At 43.9% G+C, this 20,891-nt stretch carries 13 protein-coding genes; 9 read left to right on the forward strand and 4 right to left on the reverse strand.

What is annotated here, in order from left to right:
• Nucleotides 1–382: 382 nt before the first annotated feature.
• The 3 genes from FNW02_RS09950 to FNW02_RS09960 all read left to right on the forward strand — a co-directional run bounded on the left by FNW02_RS09950 (nt 383) and on the right by FNW02_RS09960 (nt 5,809).
• Nucleotides 383–2,674 (forward strand): family 2 encapsulin nanocompartment cargo protein terpene cyclase, encoded by a 2,292-nt coding sequence (locus FNW02_RS09950; protein WP_191757382.1) that lies wholly within the window; start codon nt 383–385, stop codon nt 2,672–2,674.
• Between the two features lie 82 nt (nt 2,675–2,756).
• Nucleotides 2,757–4,166 carry a family 2B encapsulin nanocompartment shell protein gene (locus tag FNW02_RS09955; protein WP_191757383.1) on the forward strand — a complete coding sequence of 470 codons (1,410 nt, stop codon included), beginning with the start codon at nt 2,757–2,759 and terminating at the stop codon, nt 4,164–4,166.
• Between the two features lie 236 nt (nt 4,167–4,402).
• Nucleotides 4,403–5,809 (forward strand): family 2B encapsulin nanocompartment shell protein, encoded by a 1,407-nt coding sequence (locus FNW02_RS09960; RefSeq protein ID WP_191757384.1) that lies wholly within the window; start codon nt 4,403–4,405, stop codon nt 5,807–5,809.
• A gap of 235 nt (nt 5,810–6,044) precedes the next feature.
• Here FNW02_RS09960 and miaB read toward each other — a convergent pair whose 3' ends face one another.
• Nucleotides 6,045–7,409, reverse strand: a complete 1,365-nt coding sequence (miaB, locus tag FNW02_RS09965; RefSeq protein WP_191757385.1) for a tRNA (N6-isopentenyl adenosine(37)-C2)-methylthiotransferase MiaB — start codon at nt 7,407–7,409, stop codon at nt 6,045–6,047.
• A gap of 369 nt (nt 7,410–7,778) precedes the next feature.
• Nucleotides 7,779–9,224, reverse strand: coding sequence for a carotenoid oxygenase family protein (locus FNW02_RS09970; RefSeq protein ID WP_191757386.1), 1,446 nt, complete (start codon nt 9,222–9,224; stop codon nt 7,779–7,781).
• Nucleotides 9,225–9,827: 603 nt separating this feature from the next.
• Here FNW02_RS09970 and FNW02_RS09975 point away from each other — a divergent pair.
• Nucleotides 9,828–10,280, forward strand: a complete 453-nt coding sequence (locus FNW02_RS09975) for a globin domain-containing protein (RefSeq protein ID WP_191757387.1) — start codon at nt 9,828–9,830, stop codon at nt 10,278–10,280.
• Nucleotides 10,281–10,347: 67 nt separating this feature from the next.
• Here FNW02_RS09975 and FNW02_RS09980 read toward each other — a convergent pair whose 3' ends face one another.
• Nucleotides 10,348–11,325 (reverse strand): glycerophosphodiester phosphodiesterase, encoded by a 978-nt coding sequence (locus FNW02_RS09980; protein WP_191757388.1) that lies wholly within the window; start codon nt 11,323–11,325, stop codon nt 10,348–10,350.
• A 240-nt stretch (nt 11,326–11,565) separates the two neighbouring features.
• Here FNW02_RS09980 and FNW02_RS09985 point away from each other — a divergent pair, with 240 nt between their 5' ends.
• The 4 genes from FNW02_RS09985 (at nt 11,566) to FNW02_RS10000 (ending at nt 18,540) form a co-directional block, all read left to right on the forward strand.
• On the forward strand, nt 11,566–12,630 hold the full coding sequence (locus FNW02_RS09985) for a vWA domain-containing protein (RefSeq protein WP_191757389.1): 1,065 nt from the start codon (nt 11,566–11,568) through the stop codon (nt 12,628–12,630).
• 101 nt (nt 12,631–12,731) lie between these two features.
• Nucleotides 12,732–14,768 carry an NAD-dependent DNA ligase LigA gene (ligA, locus tag FNW02_RS09990; RefSeq protein ID WP_191757390.1) on the forward strand — a complete coding sequence of 679 codons (2,037 nt, stop codon included), beginning with the start codon at nt 12,732–12,734 and terminating at the stop codon, nt 14,766–14,768.
• A 330-nt stretch (nt 14,769–15,098) separates the two neighbouring features.
• Nucleotides 15,099–16,274 (forward strand): GNAT family N-acetyltransferase, encoded by a 1,176-nt coding sequence (locus tag FNW02_RS09995; RefSeq protein WP_191757391.1) that lies wholly within the window; start codon nt 15,099–15,101, stop codon nt 16,272–16,274.
• 658 nt (nt 16,275–16,932) lie between these two features.
• Entirely contained in the window at nt 16,933–18,540 is a 1,608-nt protein-coding gene (locus tag FNW02_RS10000) for a B12-binding domain-containing radical SAM protein (protein ID WP_191757392.1), read from the forward strand.
• A 179-nt stretch (nt 18,541–18,719) separates the two neighbouring features.
• Here the strand turns inward: FNW02_RS10000 and FNW02_RS10005 are convergent, their stop codons facing one another.
• On the reverse strand, nt 18,720–19,193 hold the full coding sequence (locus FNW02_RS10005) for a hypothetical protein (RefSeq protein ID WP_191757393.1): 474 nt from the start codon (nt 19,191–19,193) through the stop codon (nt 18,720–18,722).
• 736 nt (nt 19,194–19,929) lie between these two features.
• Between FNW02_RS10005 and FNW02_RS10010 the strand changes: the two genes are divergently transcribed.
• Nucleotides 19,930–20,859 (forward strand): DMT family transporter, encoded by a 930-nt coding sequence (locus FNW02_RS10010; protein WP_191757394.1) that lies wholly within the window; start codon nt 19,930–19,932, stop codon nt 20,857–20,859.
• Nucleotides 20,860–20,891 lie beyond the last annotated feature (32 nt).

The raw sequence follows: 20,891 nt of genomic DNA on the forward strand, positions 1-20,891 counted from the left end.
GTTCTCTAATTCTTCAATTAATTATTCGACTGTTTACTTAACTGTCTCAGTCTACATATTGCTTTTTTTCTATAACTATGAAAAATTATGAGAACACCATAAGAAATTTCTACAAATTCATCTGTAAGCATCGGAAATAAGTAATGACTTAAACAGCTTTTTCAAAAGCCTTATCTTCCTGTATAAGGAAGTTCAAATCAAACGTATATAGCTCGTTATTTGGATTAGGAGCATCGTATATTATCGCCTTGACACGACCCACCACGAGCAAAGCGTGGAGACGTAGCTGGGGTGGTGAGGATAATCGTGAACCGCAACGGTGCTCAGCTCAGCCACGAAATAAAGACAGCAAAAAGACTCCAGAGGAGGTTACACGCAGATCATGCAACCCTTTGAACTGCCAGAATTTTACATGCCTTGGCCTGCGCGGCTGAATCCAAACCTAGAAGCGGCGCGAGTGCATTCCAAGGCGTGGGCCTACCAGATGGGGATACTTGGCTCACAAGAGGAAGCGGAAAGCTCCCCTATCTGGGACGAACGCACATTCGATGCTCACGACTATGCCTTACTTTGCTCGTATACCCATCCAGATGCTCCAGGGACGGAGCTTGACCTAGTGACCGACTGGTATGTTTGGGTATTCTTCTTCGACGATCACTTCCTTGAAATCTATAAGCGTACTCAAGACATGGCTGGGGCAAAGGAGTATCTCGCAAGACTACCGACGTTCATGCCAGTGTACCCCACCGACACACCTCTAATACCCAAAAACCCCGTAGAGCGTGGCTTAGCAGATCTATGGTCTCGCACCGCCTTTACCAAGTCTGCGGCCTGGCGGCTCCGGTTCTCCGAGAGTACCAAGAACCTCCTGGAAGAGTCTCTGTGGGAACTCTCCAATATCCGCCAGGATCGGGTCGCCAACCCCATTGAGTATATTGAGATGCGCCGCAAGGTTGGCGGTGCCCCGTGGTCAGCGGATCTCATAGAACACGCCGTGTTTGTTGAGATCCCGCCCGAAATCGCTACAACTCGACCGATGCGTGTATTGAAGGACACATTTGCCGATGGGGTGCATCTTCGTAATGACCTGTTCTCCTACCAGAGAGAAGTAGAGGATGAAGGCGAGAACGCCAACTGTGTGTTGGTCTTTGAGCAATTCCTGAATGTGAGTACCCAGGAGGCGGCTAACTTGACCAATGAACTGTTGACCTCACGGCTACAGCAGTTCGACAACACCGCCATCACCGAGTTACCCCCCCTATTTGAGGAATACGGATTAGACCCAGTGGCTCGCATGAACGTTCTGTTATACATCAAAGGACTTCAGGACTGGCAGTCGGGCGGTCATGAGTGGCATATGAGGTCGAGCCGCTACATGAACAAGGGAGCGGACAATTCACCGACATCCACCCTACTTCTGGGCGGCCCCACTGGGTTGGGTACATCGGCGGCGCGTATTGGATCGTTATACAGCGCATTAGGTTTGGGAAGGTTCAAGAGCTTTACTCACGTTCCATACCAACCTGTGGGGCCGGTGACACTGCCGAAGTTTTACATGCCGTTCACTACAAGTTTGAATCCCCATCTAGATGGTGCGCGGCAGCATTCCAAGGAATGGGCGCGGCAGATGGGGATGCTGGACTCATTACCTGGCATTCCTGATGCCGTCATCTGGGATGATCACAAGTTTGATGTTGCAGACGTGGCCTTATGCGGTGCGTTGATCCATCCGAATGGGTCTGGCCCTGAGCTGAATCTAACAGCGTGCTGGCTTGTCTGGGGAACATACGCCGATGATTATTTCCCGGCGCTCTACGGGCACAGCCGCAACATGGCAGGTGCAAAAGTGTTCAACGCCCGCCTGTCAGCATTCATGCCTCTCGATTCCACCCCCATCCCGTTACCGACCAACCCGGTAGAATGCGGCTTGGCTGACCTGTGGTCTCGCACAGCTGGGCCCATGTCTGTAAACGCGCGGGGTCAGTTCCGCCGTGCGATCGCGGACATGACCGAAAGCTGGTTATGGGAACTCGCCAACCAGATCCAAAATCGGATTCCAGACCCGATAGATTATGTTGAGATGCGCCGTAAGACGTTTGGTTCGGATCTGACGATGAGCCTGTCTCGATTAGCTCAGGGCGATGAGATCCCGCAGGAGATCTACCGCACGCGATCAATGCGCCAGCTGGATAATTCGGCTGCTGACTTCGCCTGTTTAACTAACGACATCTTCTCTTATCAGAAAGAAATAGAATTCGAGGGCGAACTCAATAACGGCGTGCTGGTCGTTCAGCAATTCCTCAACTGCGATCTGCCGCAGGCCGTCGAGGTCGTCAACAACCTGATGACCTCTCGTGCTCGTCAGTTTGAACACATTGTTGCCACCGAACTGCCAGCCCTTTTCGACGATTTCGACCTGGACGCAAATACCCGCGAAAAACTGTACGGATACGTCGAGAAACTACAGCAGTGGATGTGCGGCGTGCTCAAGTGGCATATAACAGTAGACCGCTATAAGGAATTTGAATTGCGTAATAGTTCGGCAGAAGGGCGGCTGCTCAGCGGCCCCACAGGGCTGGGCACTTCGGCTGCGCGTATCAGATCGTTGGTCAGTGCAGGGGGTATAAGTTCAGTACTTAATCAAGTAGGGTCGGGTTCTTTTGTCGGTGAATAGAGTTTGGTGGTGTGGGTTCAAGGTCAGTATTCGAGCAAGTGAGATCGGTTTTTTTAGTAACTAGAAAGTAGAGAATTAGGCAATGACAGAATCTATAGAGTTGAATTTGGATATTGAGATTGAACAACCTCAACTGAGTTTGAGTACGGCTGCTGCGCGGAATTTGTCCACGACTACCAAATCTGCACCGCAGATGCAGGGCATTACCTCGCGGTGGTTGTTGAAGATGTTGCCGTGGGTGCAAACAAAAGGTGGCACTTATCGGGTGAACCGTCGGTTGACCTATACCGTGGGTGATGGGCGGTTGAGTTTTTCTAACACCGCAACCGAGGTGCAGGTGATTCCCCAAGAACTTGGTGAGTTGCCGTTGCTGCGGGGGTTTGACGACACTGAGGTATTGAGCGCGTTGGCAAGTCGCTTTGTCCAACAGGAGTTCGCACCTGGTCAGGTGATTGTAGAGTCAGGTCAACCAGCCAATCAGCTTTTTTTGATTGCTCATGGCAAGGTGAATAAGATTGGTGTTGGCAAGTATGACGAGCAAACCGTGTTGGGTGTGTTGGCCGACGGCGACTATTTTGGTGGTCAGGTGTTGGAAGAGTCCCAGAGCAATTGGGATTTCACGATTCAGGCTCTTACCCGATGCACAATATTGACACTACCACAACAGGCATTTCGGGAGCTGCTTAACCAGTCCGAGGCGTTGCAGGCTCATGTTGATCGCTTCAGAAACCGCCCAGAAGGAGCACAAAACGAGTACGGGGAAGCTGCCATTGAGGTGACTTCAGGATATGTCGGAGAACTTGAGTTACCGGGGACTTTCGTCGATTACGAACTCTCACCGCGTGAATATGAGTTGAGCGTGGCTCAAACAGTGTTGCGGGTGCATTCTCGCGTAGCGGATCTGTACAACGAACCGATGAACCAGACCGAACAACAACTAAGGCTGACTATCGAAGCATTGCGGGAACGCCAAGAACACGAGTTAATCAACAACCGCAGCTTCGGGTTGCTGCACAATGCCGATCTCAAACAGCGCATCTACACCCGCAACGGCCCACCAACCCCCGACGACCTCGACGAACTGCTGGCCACTGTATGGAAGGAGCCGGGATTTTTCTTGGCCCACCCTCGTACAATCGCCGCTTTCGGTCGGGAGTGCAACCGCCTTGGTGTCTACCCACAAAGCATCGATCTGGGTGGGCATCGGGTTCCTGCTTGGCGGGGTGTACCTATCTTTCCCTGCAATAAGATCCCCATTACCAATACCCGCACCAGTTCCATCCTCTTGCTCCGTACCGGTGTGGAAAAGCAAGGTGTAATCGGCTTACATCAAACTGGTATTCCCGACGAATACCAACCCAGCTTGTCTGTCCGATTCATGGGCATCAGCGAAAAGGCGATCATCTCTTACCTCGTCACCGCCTACTACTCCGCAGCCGTCCTCGTTCCTGATGCACTCGGCATCCTCGAAGATGTCGAAATCGGGCGTTAAACATTCGTGAGAGGTAAGGCAAAATGACTTTTGTCAATGAGAAATTACGTTGAAAATCGAGCATTAAATCCAGCATAAAAATCAGCTTTGTACTGAGTTTTAAAGCCAAAAGTGAATGATAGGTACAAAGATGGTACATGAAGCAAGCTACGCGTAACTTCTTGACAGAAGCGTTATAACCTTAACCTCTCATCTATTGCGTTGGGCACTTTTGTTAGTAACTAGACAATTAGGCGATGACAGAATCTATAGAGTTGAATTTGGATGTTGAGATTGAACAACCTCAACTGAGTTTGAGTACGGCTGCTGCGCGGAATTTGTCCACGACCACTAAATCTGCACCGCAGATGCAGGGCATTACCTCGCGGTGGTTGTTGAAGATGTTGCCGTGGGTGCAAACAAAAGGTGGCACTTATCGGGTGAACCGTCGGTTGACCTATACCGTGGGTGATGGGCGGTTGAGTTTTTCTAACACCGCAACCGAGGTGCAGGTGATTCCCCAAGAACTTGGTGAGTTGCCGTTGCTGCGGGGGTTTGACGACACTGAGGTATTGAGCGCGTTGGCAAGTCGCTTTGTCCAACAGGAGTTCGCACCTGGTCAGGTGATTGTAGAGTCAGGTCAGCCAGCCAATCAGCTTTTTTTGATTGCTCATGGCAAGGTGAATAAGATTGGTGTTGGCAAATATGATGAGCAAACCGTGTTGGGTGTGTTGGCTGACGGCGACTATTTTGGTGGTCAGGTGTTGGAAGAGTCCCAGAGCAATTGGGATTTCACGGTTCAGGCTCTTACCCGATGCACAATATTGACACTACCACAACAGGCATTTCGGGAGCTGCTTAACCAGTCCGAGGCGTTGCAGACTCACGTTGATCGCTTCAGAAACCGCCCGCCAGCTCCACAGAACAAGTATGGTGAAGCTTCAATTGAAGTTACTTCGGGGCATGTCGGAGAAACTGAGTTACCGGGGACTTTTGTCGATTACGAACTCTCACCGCGTGAATATGAGTTGAGCGTGGCTCAAACAGTGTTGCGGGTGCATTCTCGCGTAGCGGATCTGTACAACGAACCGATGAACCAGACCGAACAACAACTAAGGCTGACTATCGAAGCATTGCGGGAACGCCAAGAACACGAGTTAATCAACAACCGCAGCTTCGGGTTGCTGCACAATGCCGATCTCAAACAGCGCATCTACACCCGCAACGGCCCACCAACCCCCGACGACCTCGACGAACTGCTCACCCGTAGGAGGAAGTCAAAATTCTTCCTGGCCCACCCTCGTACAATCGCCGCCTTCGGTCGGGAGTGCAACCGCCTTGGCATCTACCCAGAAAGCATCGATCTGGACGGCAGCATGGTGTCCGCCTGGCGTGGTGTACCCATCCTTCCCTGTAACAAGATTCCCATCACCGATGCCCAGACCAGCTCTATCCTTGTGCTCCGTACCGGCGAAGAAGACCAGGGCGTGATCGGCTTACATCAAACTGGTATTCCCGACGAATACCAACCCAGCTTGTCTGTCCGATTCATGGGCATCAGCGAAAAGGCGATCATTTCTTACCTCGTTACCGCCTACTATTGTGCAGCTGTCCTTGTTCCTGATGCACTCGGCATCCTCGAAGATGTCGAAATCGGACGCTGAGGAAGGAAAGGGGTCATACCGATTCAATTAATGATTGTAACAAATCCTTTGGTAGAGACGTTGCAATGCAACGTCTCTACATGGTCTATCTGTCACATTGTTTTTTTCAATTGATATTAGATACTGAGACATCAAGGAGATGACCGAATACCAGTTGGCATGCAAAGTGCTGCCTGATAACTGTAACATCATGTCCGGTTTGAAACAGCCTCGACCAGACAAAAGTGTTAAACAGTTAGACTGGTATCGCTTGCCGCACTTCAACTGGTTCACCAGTTAAGCTAAAAGGACGAACTTCGGTAATTTTTACTTTTACCAACTCCCCTTTGAGTTCATTGATATCGCCAGTGAAGAAGGTCAGACGATTACCGCCTGTACGTCCCATTACCTGAGTTTTGTCTTTGGGGTTTTGGTCTTCTACTAATACTTCTTCTATGCGACCGAAGTAACGTTGCGATCGCTCGGCGACTTTCACGTTAACTAGATGATTTAATCTTTGTAGGCGATCGCTTTTTACCTCTTCACTTAACTGATTTGTCCACAAAGCGGCGGGTGTTCCTGGACGAGGCGAATATGCTGCCGTATTCAGCATGTCAAAGCCAATATCTTCCACCAGTTTCAAAGTATTTACAAACTGTGCTTCTGTTTCTCCAGGGAAACCCACAATCGCATCGGCACTAATTGACGCATCTGGCATATACTGCCGAATTGTATCGATAATCCGGCGATATTTCTCATGGGTATAACCCCTTGCCATCGCCTTCAAAAGTTCGTTATCCCCAGATTGAAAGGGAATGTGAAAGTGTTCGCACACCTTGGGCAACTCGGCACAAGCTCGAATGAGTCTCTCAGTGAAATAACGAGGATGACTAGTAGCAAATCTTAGCCGCTCAATTCCTGGCACATCATGCACGTAATAAAGCAAATCTGTAAAATTGTGCAGATGTCTACCTGCCGATGTCGCACCGGGTAAATCTCTACCGTAAGCGTCAATATTTTGACCAAGTAAAGTTACTTCTTTGTAACCTTGTCGTCCTAGTTCTACCATTTCGGCGCGAATGGCTTCCGGTGTGCGAGATTGTTCCACTCCCCGTACATTCGGAACTACGCAGTAAGTGCAGCGCTCATTACAGCCATAAATCACATTTACCCAAGCCGTCACTTTACTATCCCGTCGCGGTTTGGTGATATCTTCGATGATGTGAACTGACTCGGTTGCTACAACTTGATTCCCGGCAAACACTGACTCCAGCAAATCTTTAAGACGGTTGGCGTGTTGTGGCCCCATTACTAAGTCTAATTCTGGGACTCGGCGCAACAGGGTTTCACCTTCTTGCTGGGCAACGCAACCAGCGACAATCAGAGTTAAATCTGTTTGCTCGTGCTTGCGCTTTGCCTGTCTGCCAAGGTAAGAATAAACCTTTTGCTCGGCATTATCCCGAATCGTGCAGGTATTGTAGAGAATTAAATCTGCATCATTCGGGTCTTCTGACCACTCAAAGCCCATGTCTTCTAAAACGCCAGCCATGCGCTCTGAGTCAGCTTTATTCATCTGGCAACCGAAAGTAATGATATGGTAGTGGCGTTTAAAAGTAGTCATGGGCAATTATGCTTAATCAGTGAACAGTCAACAGTAAACAGTAAACAGGTGGGGGATTTAAATTTGCCAGATAGCGCCTGCCACTTATCGGCTTGAATCAGTCAACAGTCAACAGTAAACAGTAAACAGTAAACAGGTGGGGGATTTAAATTTGCTAGATAGCGCCTGCCACTTATTGGCTTGAATCAATCAACAGTAAACAGTAAACAGGTGGGGGATTTAAATTTGCCAGATAGCGCCTGCCACTTATCGGCTTGAATCAGTGAACAGTCAACAGTAAACAGTAAACAGGTGGGGGATTTAAATTTGCCAGATAGCGCCTGCCACTTATTGGCTTTGGGTCATTGTTTACTGTTTACTGATAACTGTTTACTGTTTAGAGGCTGGGTTCCATGTACCGTGGAAGCTGTGGGGGATAACACTGGGTAATCCGAGTTTGCAAACGGGTTCTTCGTCCAAGCGATCGCTATCAAATACCCAAATTTCACTACTATGAGTATTACCATCGTAGACAACGGTGAGCACCCAACCTTGTTCAGGATTTTGGCGATCTTGAGCGTGGATTGGTTCGGAAGGGTAACGATTTTCTCCTAAGTCTGCTTCGGTGAGGGTTCCGGTTTTGTAGTCAAAACGAGCGATCGCCTCAAACAATTCTTTGTCTATATCTGCTCTTTGTGACAGCAATGAGATATAAGTATAACGCCAAGGCTGTCCAACTTGCGATCGCTGCACAACTGGAAACTCACATTTACGGTTAACAATTTCCTGTGTTGTTGTCACCTTACCAGTTTGCGGATTAAGATGCACTTGCCACAGTGTCCCCTTTGCAACTGTGTGTGTTTCACCAGTAGCCACTTCTCTGAGAAACTCATTAGTTTGGTAAAAGTCGGAATATCGCACCACGTCCAGAATTATTGAGCCATCTTTGTCTTCATAACCATTGCCAAAATGCCAATGGAACCAAGGATCGGTTTCGCCGCGACTAACGAGGGATAGATTTTCGCGGTCAAAGATTAACACTTGAGTTCCTAACTGAGGTTCCCACAATAAAGCTTCACTTAAAGTAGTTAGACCTAGCAAAGTTGAAAGTGTTTTCATCCCCATTGGTGGTACGAAAAACACCATATACTTTTGAGTCAGGATAAAATCATGTACTACTGAGTAGCGATCTAGCTTAAAGGCAGATTTTTGGACAATTTTACCACTGGCATCGCTCTTGTAAAGATTCAACTGTACAGAAGCTCCTATACTGACCCCAAAATTAAAAATCTCGCCTGTGCGTAAATCGCGCTTGTAATGAGCCGAATAGGGTAATCCCTTGTCCAAAGCACCTAAGTCATCTAATCCTTTGGTTTCTAGAGTTTGTAAATCTAAGGCATAAGGCTTAGTTGCTTCCCACAAAGCCAAAAGTTTATCAGGTAAAGCCAACACTGAGGTATTAGCTGCATTTTTTATCTGCTGATTCCAGCGTTTCCAGATTGGCCCTGGAGTATGTGTACCATAGACAGTGTAGAGTAACTTATCGGCTTGAGTTTCAGCTTCGTATTCTGCTGTTTTTACGTACCGATAAACCCCCGTTGCTCCTGCATCGGTAAAATGGACGCCAAGAATTGCCCCATCTCCATCAAACCAGTGTCCTACTCTCAGTCCACCGCGTTCTAGTCGTGCGGGGCCATTGCGGTAAAGTGAACCACGTAAGCCATCTGGGATTTTGCCGGAGATAATTGGTAGCTGAGTCGGGGAAAATTCTGTTGCAGGTTTGGCGATCGCACCTGCCCAAGTTCTTGTTGTTGACTTTTTGCTAATTGTCTGCATATAAAGTGTATTCTTATAAATATGGGGCACATGTATAACTGCATTCTACTATTGTTATATTTGTTGCGATTAGTTAACAATGCCTCTGACTATAGGTAGAGCCTTATTTTTAGAGTAAGTGTCTCGCTACAGTCACAGAATCTTTTTGTACTTATCTGAAAATTCTCCAAGTTCCGAGTTCTGAGCACGAAGTTCCGAGTTCTGAGCACGAAGTTCCGAGTTCTGAGCACGAAGTTTCGAGTTCTGAGCACGAAGTTTCGAGTTCTGAGCACGAAGTTTCGAGTTCTGAGCACGAAGTTCCGAGTTCTGAGCACGAAGTTCCGAGTTCTGAGCATGAAGTTTCGAGTTCTGAGCACGAGGTTCCGAGTTCCGAACACGAAAGGCAGAAAATCCTTTCCTACATTTGGCCTTAACAAGGATTTCACTCCTTAATAGGACTTACGCAGAAATTAGAGAATAACGAACCGCAGAGGCGCAGAGAGCACGGAGAAATGAGAGTTTGAGAGATATTTTGCGTAAGTCCTGCTTAACTGAGCTAGCTCATAGTAACGAATAGAAACAACCACTAAATTGAAATCAACATTCAAAGTGGTTGGAGAGACTATGATTAGCCAACAAACAATAGATATCGTTAAATCTACAGCACCTAGCTTAAAAAAGCACGGTCAGCAAATCACAACTCGCATGTATGAAATCATGTTTCGGAACCATCCCGAAATCAAAGAACAGTTTGATATGTCTGCTCAAGCAGATGGTTCTCAGCCTACAAGGTTGGCTACAGCAGTTTATGGTTATGCTACCCAAATTGATAATCTACCTGCTTTAAAATCAATGGTTGAAAAGATTGCTCATCGCCATGTGCAGACCCATGTTTTACCAGAGCAATATCCTATTGTCGGAGAGAGCTTATTGCAAGCAATGAAAGATGTATTGGGGAAAGCCGCTACAGAAGAAGTGATGTCAGCTTGGACTGAAGCTTATCAGGCATTATCTGAGGTATTTATTAACAGAGAACATGATATATATGTAGGTGATTTGGATAAAATACCTCACTAAAAAATAAGGCATAGCGGTCAAAATGCTCAAATGCCCAACTTATTAAATAAGTTAGGTATTTTACTGTTTAAAAAGCTGCTGTATCTGGGTAATCGCTAAATACGCCGTCAATACCTAAGCTAAAAAATAGTTGATATTCTCCTTGAGGGTTTCCTTGAAAGTCTAGCGGTAAAAAGAAGTTTTCATTGCGAAAAGTCCAGACATGAACTAGCAAAGAATTTGCATGAGCATCACTAACTAAAGATGTGGGCGCAAGTAATTTACCCTTGCTATCTCTAGGAACCAGCAGATTTTTATGAATACCCACCGCTTGAGCATATTTAGCAATTTGCTTTAACCCTGATGCAGTTGCTAAATCTGCATAGGTGCGAGCGTCACCGCTAACTACAAAATCATAAGGTTTGCCACTAGAATTAAGCAATTGCACTAAAGGTAGATCAGTTTTTGTAGACAAATCTTGCAAATTACTCACTTCAAAAGACTGAATAAAAACAGGTGCGTTAGCTCCCTGATAACCGTTTGCTACCAAAGTTGATAATAGTGGTTCTTCTAGGGATAGCTCAATAGACTTAAAGTAAGTCGGGTGTTTAGTTTCTGGATAAATGCCGATAGTACGACCAATTTCAGCACTTTTTTGCTGAGCTAAATCAATGATTTCTTGCAGCGTAGGAATTTCAAATAGTCCATCATAAGCGGTGTTTTGGGGGCGCAGTTCGGGAATTCGCTCTTTAGCTCTTAGAGTTTTCAGTTCTGTAAGGGTAAAATCTTCGGTAAACCAGCCAGTCTTTGATTCTCCATCAATTATTTTGGTGGTTTTTCGGTTTGCAAATTTTGCATTACTAGCAACATCGGTGGTTGCAGAAATTTCGTTTTCGTGTCGAGCAATTAAAACACCATCTTTTGTGCAAACTAAGTCTGGTTCAATGTAGTCAGAACCGAGTGCGATCGCTAATTCATAAGCAGCCAAAGTATGTTCTGGACGATAACCACTAGCGCCTCGATGTCCAATGATAATTAGAGTTGTGTTTGTGAAATTTTTAGTCATAAACTCATGCTATTGTAGAACTTATTTTTGATATTTAAATTTTATTTTTATATAAACTTAAATCTTACACACTTCATTAAATGTCTTTTGCAAAATTAAAATTTGCCAGACTATTTTTTTCTAAACTATAAATTAATAGAAATACAAAATTAATCAAATCTTTAAAGTACAATTTTGACATAAATCACCCAAAGGTTAAAATAGAAGTATAAAATAAATGTACTAAATTTGGTGAAGCAAATGCCAAGCAATAATATAGAGATTGTTTTCAGTTTTGATACTACTGGGAGTATGTATCCATGCCTAACTCAAGTACGGCGCAAAATTAAAAATACTGTTACCAGATTAATAGACGAAATTCCCCTGATTCGCATTGGAATTATTGCTCATGGTGACTACTGTGATGAAGGCTCAACTTATGTCACTAAAAACTTTAATCTATCCGGTGATGTTGATGCTATTTGTGATTTTGTCCAAAATGTAGAACCCACTGGTGGCGGAGATGCACCAGAATGCTATGAATTAGTATTACATGAAGCTCAATCTCTATCTTGGTCAAAGTCAGCATCCAAATCGCTAGTTTTGATTGGTGATGATATTCCCCACGCTCCAGCACACAATCCCAAAAAGTTGAACTGGCGCAAAGAGTTAGATAAATTAACTGATGCAGAAATTACAGTTTACGGTATTCAGGCACTCAATCGTCCACATGCCAATCCTTTCTATCAAGAACTTGCAGAGAAATCCGGTGGATTTCATATCAACCTAGACCAGTTTGCATATATTACTGATTTGTTTTTAGCAGTATGCTATCAGCAATCATCAAATGAACAGCTACAAGCTTATGAACAAGAAGTAATTGACCAAGGGCGCATGAGTCGTGGATTAAATAAAATGTTTAACACTATGATGAAGCGAGAAGCAACATCATATTATGAATCTGCTGATTTACGCGCTGTTACTCCAGGACGTTTCCAGATTTTAGAAGTTGAGCAAGATATTTCAATTAAAGCTTTCGTTTTAGAAAATGGTTTGACTTTCAAAGTTGGGCGTGGTTTTTACGAATTTACGAAAACAGAAACTATCCAAGCTCAAAAAGAAATTATCTTGATGGATAGGGCAACTGGTGATTTATTTGAAGGAGGTGCAGCACGAGAAATGTTAGGTCTGCCGATGGATGCAACAATCCGCATCAAACCGAGTAACCTAGAAAAGTATGTTGTGTTTGTTCAAAGTACCTCTGCTAATCGCAAACTGATTGGCAAAACTAGATTTTTATATGAAGTCGAAGACTGGGATCGCTAATCAACCTCTTGCTAAAATCTTTTAATGCCCTCACCAAAGCCTGCTTTTGCAGGCTTCATCATCTTTGAATTTTATTTACTAGGTATTTTTTAACAAGTCTAATGATACAGATTAAGCCGGAAGTCAAGCGCATAGAAGAACTGCGCCAGTTATTGCAACAAGCCAGCTATGCATATTATGTTCTAGATACACCAATTATGGAGGATACAGTTTATGACCAGCTTTATCGAGAATTGCAACAATTAGAAATTCAGTATCCAGAATTGATGACACCTGACAGTCCCACTCAGCGCGTGGGTGAGAAACCGGCAACGCAATTCACTTCGGTACGGCACAATATCCCCCTGTATAGTCTGGAGAATGCATTTAATATTAATGAATTGCTAACTTGGGATCAGCGTTGGCGGCGACAAGTACCGAAAATTGACTCGGTGGAATATGTCTCTGAACTCAAAATAGATGGTTCCGCCTTGGCCTTGACTTACCACAATGGCATTCTAGTTAGGGGTGCAACTAGGGGTGACGGGGTAACGGGTGAAGATATCACTCAAAATGTGCGGACAATTCGCTCAATTCCTTTGCGCCTGAATTTTGAAGGGTTAGAAATCTTGGAAAGGGTGGAAGTGCGGGGTGAAGCGTTTTTACCTTTGGAAGTATTTAAACAAATTAATGAGGAAAGGCAAAAAGCTGGTGAGCAATTATTTGCCAATCCTCGTAATGCCGCTGCTGGTACACTTAGGCAATTAGACTCTCGAATAGTCGCTAAGCGGCGGTTAGATTTTTTTGCTTATACGTTGCACATTCCTGGTAGAGATGACGCCAGTATTGCCAATACCCAATGGGAAGCGTTGGAACTGTTAGAAAAGATGGGTTTTCGAGTCAACCCTAACCATAAGTTGTGTAGTTCCTTGGCCGAAGTAGCAGAATATTATAAATACTGGGATACGGAACGGCTGAATTTACCCTACATGACCGATGGGGTAGTAGTGAAGCTGAATTCTTTCAAGCTTCAAGAACAGCTAGGTTTTACGCAAAGATTTCCCCGATGGGCAGTAGCGTTAAAGTACCCAGCAGAAGAAGCACCCACTCGCGTCGAAAATATTGCGGTGAATGTGGGTAGGACAGGAGCGTTAACGCCGTTAGCAGAGATGCGCCCAGTACAATTAGCAGGGACGACAGTTTCTCGCGCTACTTTACATAATAGCGATCGCATTACTCAATTAGATCTCCGCATCGGTGATACTGTCATTGTCCGCAAAGCTGGAGAAATCATCCCGGAAGTAGTCAGGGTACTCAAAGAACTCCGTCCCGCTGACGCCCAACCCTTTGTTATGCCTACCCATTGCCCAGTTTGTGCTCAACTAGTGGTGCGCGAATCGGGTGAAGCAGTTACCAGGTGCGTCAATGCTTCCTGTGCGGCGATTCTCAAAGGCTCGATTGAGCATTGGGTGAGCCGTGATGCCTTGGATATTAAAGGTATGGGGGAAAAATTGGTGCATCAACTCGTTGATAAAAGTTTGGTGCATTCTGTTGCCGATTTATACGACTTGACAGCAGACAAATTATCTGAATTGGAAAGGATGGGGAAAAAGTCAGCAGATAAATTAGTAGATGCGATCGCTCAATCGAAAAACCAATCTTGGTCAAGAGTATTATATGGTTTAGGCATCCGTCATGTTGGCAGTGTAAACGCTCAATTATTGACCGAGAAGTATTTCACAGTCGAACAGTTAGCAACAGCCAAACAGTCAGATATTGAAGGTATTTACGGTATTGGTGCTGAAATTGCCCAGTCTGTATACCAGTGGTTTCAAATTAGTGCCAATCAAACTTTAATTTCTCGCCTCAAAGATGCTGGTTTACAATTAGCTACCACAGAAGAAACAAAAACAATTAATGATGGTAATCAAAAGTTAGCAGGTAAAACTTTTGTAGTTACGGGTACATTGCCAACTTTAAAGCGAGATGAAGTAAAAGCTTTGATTCAAAAAGCTGGTGGTAAAGTAACTGATTCAGTAAGCAAAAAAACAGATTTTTTAGTGATAGGAGAAGATGCTGGTTCTAAGTTAGAAAAAGCACAGAAATTAGAAATTACCCAGTTAAGTGAAGCTCAATTTTTAGAATTGTTAAATGATTAATCAACTGATAGTAACATAGGTAAAATAAAACATAAAAACTAGCTCGTAGTGAGCGATTCATCGCTCAAAACAAGGATTATCAAGACTAAAGTCCTGACTACAAACTTTAATTTATTTACGCCTAGCTACTTACTAAACAGACAATAAATTAATCATAGTTCGTAGTGTTGAGCGATTCATCGCTCAAAACAAAAACTATCAGGACTAAAGTCCTTACTACTAACAATAATAAATTAAGAATTTAAACAAAGATATGTAATAGTATATTTGAACACAAAAAACACTTTTTGTAGTATGATTGTGATTTCGTACTACTAAATGGTAGAAACGATGACACCTCAATTTGAATACAGCACTTTCGCCCATCCCCAGGATATTCAGCAGCTTGCGAGTATCCTCGAACAGTGTTATCTCATGTCCTCCGATGATAGCGAAATCTACATCAACCGCATTGGTACAGAAAACTTCCGCTTTATCCGTGTTGAGCAAGTTATTGGTGGACTAGCAATTCTGGCGATGGGTCAGTGGTGGGGTGGTCAGCGTGTACCGATGACAGGAATTGCCGCAGTGGGTATTGCTCCAGAGTATCGCGGATCGGGAGCAGCGATCGCACTCATGCAGCACACCCTTAAGGAACTCCACACTCAAGAAGTTCCCATCTCTGTTTTATATCCGGCTACTCAACGCTTGTATCGGAAAGCGGGGTATGAACAGGGGGGTAGCTTATGCACTTGGGAAATTTCAACCCAGAGTATTCAGATACGAGAGCAACCGCTACCTTTGCAACCGATAATTCCAATCAATCATCAAGTCTTTCATGACCTGTATCAGCAGCAGGCGAGACTCACTCATGGTTATTTAGACCGGAATCAAGCAATCTGGCAGGGATTAATTCAACCAAACAATCAGGAAATTATCTATGGCTATCTTATAGGTGACAAAGACCAACCGCAAGGTTACATCATCTTCAGTCAACATTCAGCACAAGATAGCGCAATTTTGCAGGTGAGAGATTGGGTAGTTCTTAGTGATGCTGCTGCACAAACTTTCTGGTCTTTTGTCGCTAATCATCGCTCGCAAATTAAACAGGTGCGATGGAAGAGTTCTGCAATTGATTCTTTGACATTGCGCCTACCAGAACAAACTGCCAAGATATTACATCACGATCGCTGGATGCTGCGGGTGATAGATTTAGTAAAGGCGTTAGAGATGCGGGGTTATCCACCGGGAATCCAAGCTGAGCTGCACTTGGAAGTTAAAGATGATTTATTAGCTGGCAACAACGGTAAATTTATCCTTTCTGTCGCCAATGGATGTGGTGAAGTCACAAAAGGTGGTAAAGGTGAATTGCAGCTAGACATTAAAGGATTAGCACCCCTGTACACAAGTTTGTTTACCCCTTACGATTTGCAGCTAGCGGGAAAGCTTGATGCTACAGAAACAGCACTCTTAGCAGCCACGCAAATATTTGCAGGTGTATCCCCTTGGATGATTAATTTCTTTTAAACTTGGGCTTTTCACCTTAGTGGTTCAAAAATTGACTTTTTACCACAAAGGCACTAAGACACTAAGAAAAATACATTACACATTGAAAGGGCTAACTATAAAATCTCAGCATTAGCCTTGTGAGCTTTATTATAGCAGTCCGCGTTTTTAAAATATCCTCTAAATCAATCTAAAGTTTTTTACGCTGAAAATTCTAAGTCAACTTGCAAAATTCACTCTGTAAAAACCTGATAAATGTTGAGTTTTAGATTGTCGATATTAAGTAAACGGTTTTGAATAATGATTAGTATTTAAAATTTTGTAATAAATTTCAATAGCTGACCTTATCTTATACATTTCAAACATTTAGTAAGACTGCTCAAAGAAATCGAACTTATTTAGTATCTTTCAGAGACTAAAATACATAAGCTAGTCAGCCAATTACAATTCACTTATTTCATGTATTTACTCATACTAAAGTAGGATTTACATCCTGTATAAATTAAGTATGATATAGCTAGTAAAATTTAATCATTTCAGGCGCTTCACAACAAACCTAATTTGCTCACATATTTGCTGTGTTGAGCGCTAAACATAGTTTAAATATTCAAATTAAAGATAGTACTTATGTACAATGCATAAGTTTTAGAAAGTAAACCAAATTTGCACAAAGGATATCATGAAAGCACTATTGCTCTATCCTCAGTTTCCCCAGTCTTTTTGGTCTTACGATCGCTTTATGAAAATCGCAGGACTCAAAGCCGTTTTGCCTCCACTGGGGATTATTACAGTTGCAGCCCTTTTACCCAAGGACTGGGAAATTAGATTTTGCGATCGCAATGTCAACCCGGAAACAGAAGCCGATTGGGAATGGTGTGACCTAGTAATCCTCTCTGCAATGTTGGTGCAGAAGCCAGACTTTCACGCTCTGATTAAAAAAGCAGTGCGGTTAGGCAAAAAAGTAGCAGTCGGGGGCCCTTACCCCACCTCAATCCCCCAAGATGCCCTTGACTCTGGAGCGCATTATCTAATTTTGGATGAGGGGGAATTGACGGTTCCATTGTTTCTAGAAGCGTTAAAACAAGGCAAAACACAAGGTATCTTTCGCTCAGCTGAAAAACCTGATGTCACCCAAAGCCCGATGCCGCGTTTTGACCTGCTGCAACGAGATGCCTACTTGATGATGGCTGTCCAGTTTTCTCGCGGTTGCCCTTTTAACTGCGAATTTTGCGACATCATTGTTCTTTACGGTCGTAAACCACGCACTAAAGAGCCTCACCAAATCATCGCTGAGTTACAAACTCTTTATGACTTAGGCTGGCGAGGGTCACTTTTTATTGTTGACGACAACTTTATTGGCAATCAGCGTAACGTCAAACGCTTCCTTCGAGAATTGATTCCTTGGATGAAGCAACACGACTACCCGTTTACCTTCATTACTGAAGCTTCTGTAAATTTGGCAGAAGACGATGAACTACTACATTTGATGAATGAAGCAGGCTTTTATGCAGTCTTTCTCGGCATTGAAACCCCAGACCAAGACAGTCTGCAAGTAACACAAAAACTCCAAAACACTCGCAATCCGCTAATTGAAGCCTGTCGCAAGATTAATGAGGCAGGTATGCTAATTTATGCAGGGTTTATCCTCGGTTTTGATGGAGAACGCCCAGGCGCAGGAGAACGGATTCAAGCTTTTGTTGAACAAACCAGTATTCCTCAGCCAATGCTGGGCATCCTCCAAGCTCTGCCAAATACTGCTCTATGGAACCGTCTTGAAAGAGAGCAGCGTTTACATTTAGTAGAGGGTATCGGCGGTACTGAAGTAGGAGACCAGAATACCTTAATGAATTTTATTCCTACCCGCTCCATTGATGAAATCGCTAGGGAGTATGTAGAAGGCTTCTGGACGTTGTATGAACCCAAGAACTATCTCAGACGATGTTTTCAGCACTGTCTCAGTATTAACTCGCCCTCCGAGCGAAAGCAAACCATGCAATTTTCTCCAGGTAAGGGGTTGCAGCTGGTTACTCAGTTAATCTGGCATCAGGGCTTGCGAAGACCGGAAATCCGGGGGCAATTCTGGCGACAACTATGGATAATTCTGCGTCAAAAGCCTCAAGTTCTCAATATGTATTTAGGTCTATGCGCTGCTGGAGAACATTTTTGGGAGTATCGCGCTTTAGCCAGGGAACGGATTACTCAACAGCTAGGCTACGACCCACTAAAAGCCCCTGTACTAGCTGAGATTGGTGTAGCAAAAGAACAACTTCAAGCGTTGGATGTTTGATATTCCACTGTGACGTACTAGTAGTTCACCAACCCAATTTTGCCGTGTAGGCAAAGCAGGGGGAGAGGTGCAGCAGGGGGAGCAGGGGGAGAAAGAATTCTTTTTCAATAATGCTTTTTCTCCCCCAGCCTCTCCAGCTTCCTCAGCCTATCACCATGCAAAGTTTCCTTGGCAGACTACTAGCTCAAGAAGAATTTTCCAGAAGTTGGGTTCTGTTTGAGGGATTGAATAAAATCCCTCAAAGTCATCATGTTACCCGTCAAGGTGAATTTAGGAGTGCCATTTTGAGCAACAATTCTCACCTCACCGTCTTTGATTTGAATCTGATTTTTAATGCTGTCCCATAGAGTGTCAAAGCTCTCGTCATCCTTGCAACCATTAGCTTCAAGAAACTTTTGGCGGACTTCTATTTTTAGCGATCGCGTTTCCGCTGCTTGGGTGCGTGCCTCGAAGTGCTTAATTATATCTTCATAGCCACTTTCCCTCAAGGTTTTGTTTTCTGCCTGAACTTGCTCTAATTGAGTTTTTATGGCTTGCAATTGTGACGCCAAAGCAGATGACTTCTGGTATTCAATTTTTAAGGCACGCTTTGCATTGACTAACAAGGCTTTGTAATCTAGTGGCTCTTGGTTTTGAATATTTTCGGATTCCATTTTTATCTTTTAAATAGTGCTAATTTGAAGTGGTTTTTACAGTTTGTCACCATAAAGATAAGTGTGTAGACGGCATGGGGGGCATTTTCATCAAAGAATATGCTGATGTGAAGGTATGATCTGCGATCGCACTTAAAATGCATGTTTGACTAAGCATTTGAATAGCATATAAGCTGTTTGGTTTATACGAAAAATATTCAAACCTTTAGAAAATAAATTTTATCTAGCAATACCTGACAGTAAAAACATAAATACATGCACTTTATTATATCAAAATAAAGTTATTTATTTTGATATGGGAAACACTTTGCTGGCGTTGTAGCTATTTAATTCATCACCATATTGGAGAGTAATGATGTCGAAGGAAAAAAAAAGGCAATAAAGAAGTCAAAACACTAAAAAAAGATTCTCAGAAAAAAAAGGATAAAAAAGACTCAAATAGAGATAACGGTTTAGGTATAAGCTAGCTAACCTCCAATATTGACTTTAATCTTCCCCATGCCTAAAAACCATGCCGTTTGTAAGCGTGGTTTTTTATCAGTCTTCTTTAGAAGACTTTAGCTATTAGCCTTGAACTTCAAGTTCCAGGCGGGTGAAGGTGCTAATTGAGAATGCTGCAAAATGACGAAAAGGGGCGGCTTTCCGACAACGTTAAAGTAAAGAAGACGTTTCCCGCCCCTTTTAATGAAGGTGCTAACGTGGGCATGACCAACCCTATTTTGGCTACGATATTTGAATGTCACTACATCAAAGTTCTGGTCGCTGGCGTTTAGGGCTAGCGTTATCGCTGTTGACGGTCTTCTTGTGGGGAATTCTACCGATCGCCTTGACGGTAATGCTGCAAGTGCTTGATGTCTATACGATCATCTGGTTTCGCTTTTTGGTATCGTTTGTGCTACTTGCTGTGTACTTAGGAGTACGCGGTCAATTACCCAAGCTAAAACAATTGCGTTCTAACTCTTGGAAGTTGTTGGCGATCGCCACAATCTTTTTAGCAAGCAATTACTTGCTTTTTATGCAAGGTTTAGCACTCACATCTCCTGCTAATGCTGAAGTTCTCATTCAGCTATCCACCCTTTTATTAGGTTTGGGAGGTTTAGTAATTTTTAAAGAACGTTATCGACTGTATCAATGGATTGGCGTAAGTATACTGACTTTGGGTTATCTTTTATTTTTTCGAGAACAACTGACGAATTTAATTACAGCACATAGCACATATATCCTAGGTAGTGTTTTGATTGCCCTAGGAGCAGCAGCATGGGCCATTTATGCTTTGGCACAAAAGCAGTTATTACAATCTTTATCTTCTGCGAGCGTCATGCTAATTATTTACGGTGGATGTGCTTTATTATTCACTCCTCTTGCCAGCGTAAAATCAATTTTTACACTTGGTAATTTGCATTTAGGAATGCTGCTTTTCTGCGCTTTAAATACTCTAATAGCTTATGGTGCTTTTGCAGAATCATTAGAACATTGGGAAGCGTCGCGGGTGAGTGCAGTGTTAGCCTTAGCTCCCATTGTTACTTTAATATCTATTGAAGCTGTATCAGTAATTACACCTTATTTAATTCCGCCAGAACATTTAACATTAATAGGAATATTGGGAGCGGTTTTAGTAGTAGCAGGTTCAGTGGCGATCGCCTTGGGAAAAGCTGAACGATTGTAATGATCTGAGAAAAATCACTAGTTTTAACTCAG

Source organism: Komarekiella delphini-convector SJRDD-AB1 (assembly GCF_014831675.1).
Taxonomy (GTDB): Bacteria; Cyanobacteriota; Cyanobacteriia; order Cyanobacteriales; family Nostocaceae; genus Komarekiella.

What these genes read in the sequence shown, in the direction of transcription:
- FNW02_RS09995 (WP_191757391.1), top strand. Translation starts at nt 15,099, where the DNA reads ATGACACCTCAATTTGAATACAGCACTTTCGCCCATCCCCAGGATATT.
- FNW02_RS09975 (WP_191757387.1), top strand. Translation starts at nt 9,828, where the DNA reads ATGATTAGCCAACAAACAATAGATATCGTTAAATCTACAGCACCTAGC.
- FNW02_RS09970 (WP_191757386.1), bottom strand. Translation starts at nt 9,224, where the DNA reads ATGCAGACAATTAGCAAAAAGTCAACAACAAGAACTTGGGCAGGTGCG.
- ligA (WP_191757390.1), top strand. Translation starts at nt 12,732, where the DNA reads ATGATACAGATTAAGCCGGAAGTCAAGCGCATAGAAGAACTGCGCCAG.
- FNW02_RS10000 (WP_191757392.1), top strand. Translation starts at nt 16,933, where the DNA reads ATGAAAGCACTATTGCTCTATCCTCAGTTTCCCCAGTCTTTTTGGTCT.
- FNW02_RS09960 (WP_191757384.1), top strand. Translation starts at nt 4,403, where the DNA reads ATGACAGAATCTATAGAGTTGAATTTGGATGTTGAGATTGAACAACCT.
- FNW02_RS10005 (WP_191757393.1), bottom strand. Translation starts at nt 19,193, where the DNA reads ATGGAATCCGAAAATATTCAAAACCAAGAGCCACTAGATTACAAAGCC.
- FNW02_RS10010 (WP_191757394.1), top strand. Translation starts at nt 19,930, where the DNA reads ATGTCACTACATCAAAGTTCTGGTCGCTGGCGTTTAGGGCTAGCGTTA.
- miaB (WP_191757385.1), bottom strand. Translation starts at nt 7,409, where the DNA reads ATGACTACTTTTAAACGCCACTACCATATCATTACTTTCGGTTGCCAG.
- FNW02_RS09985 (WP_191757389.1), top strand. Translation starts at nt 11,566, where the DNA reads ATGCCAAGCAATAATATAGAGATTGTTTTCAGTTTTGATACTACTGGG.
- FNW02_RS09955 (WP_191757383.1), top strand. Translation starts at nt 2,757, where the DNA reads ATGACAGAATCTATAGAGTTGAATTTGGATATTGAGATTGAACAACCT.
- FNW02_RS09980 (WP_191757388.1), bottom strand. Translation starts at nt 11,325, where the DNA reads ATGACTAAAAATTTCACAAACACAACTCTAATTATCATTGGACATCGA.
- FNW02_RS09950 (WP_191757382.1), top strand. Translation starts at nt 383, where the DNA reads ATGCAACCCTTTGAACTGCCAGAATTTTACATGCCTTGGCCTGCGCGG.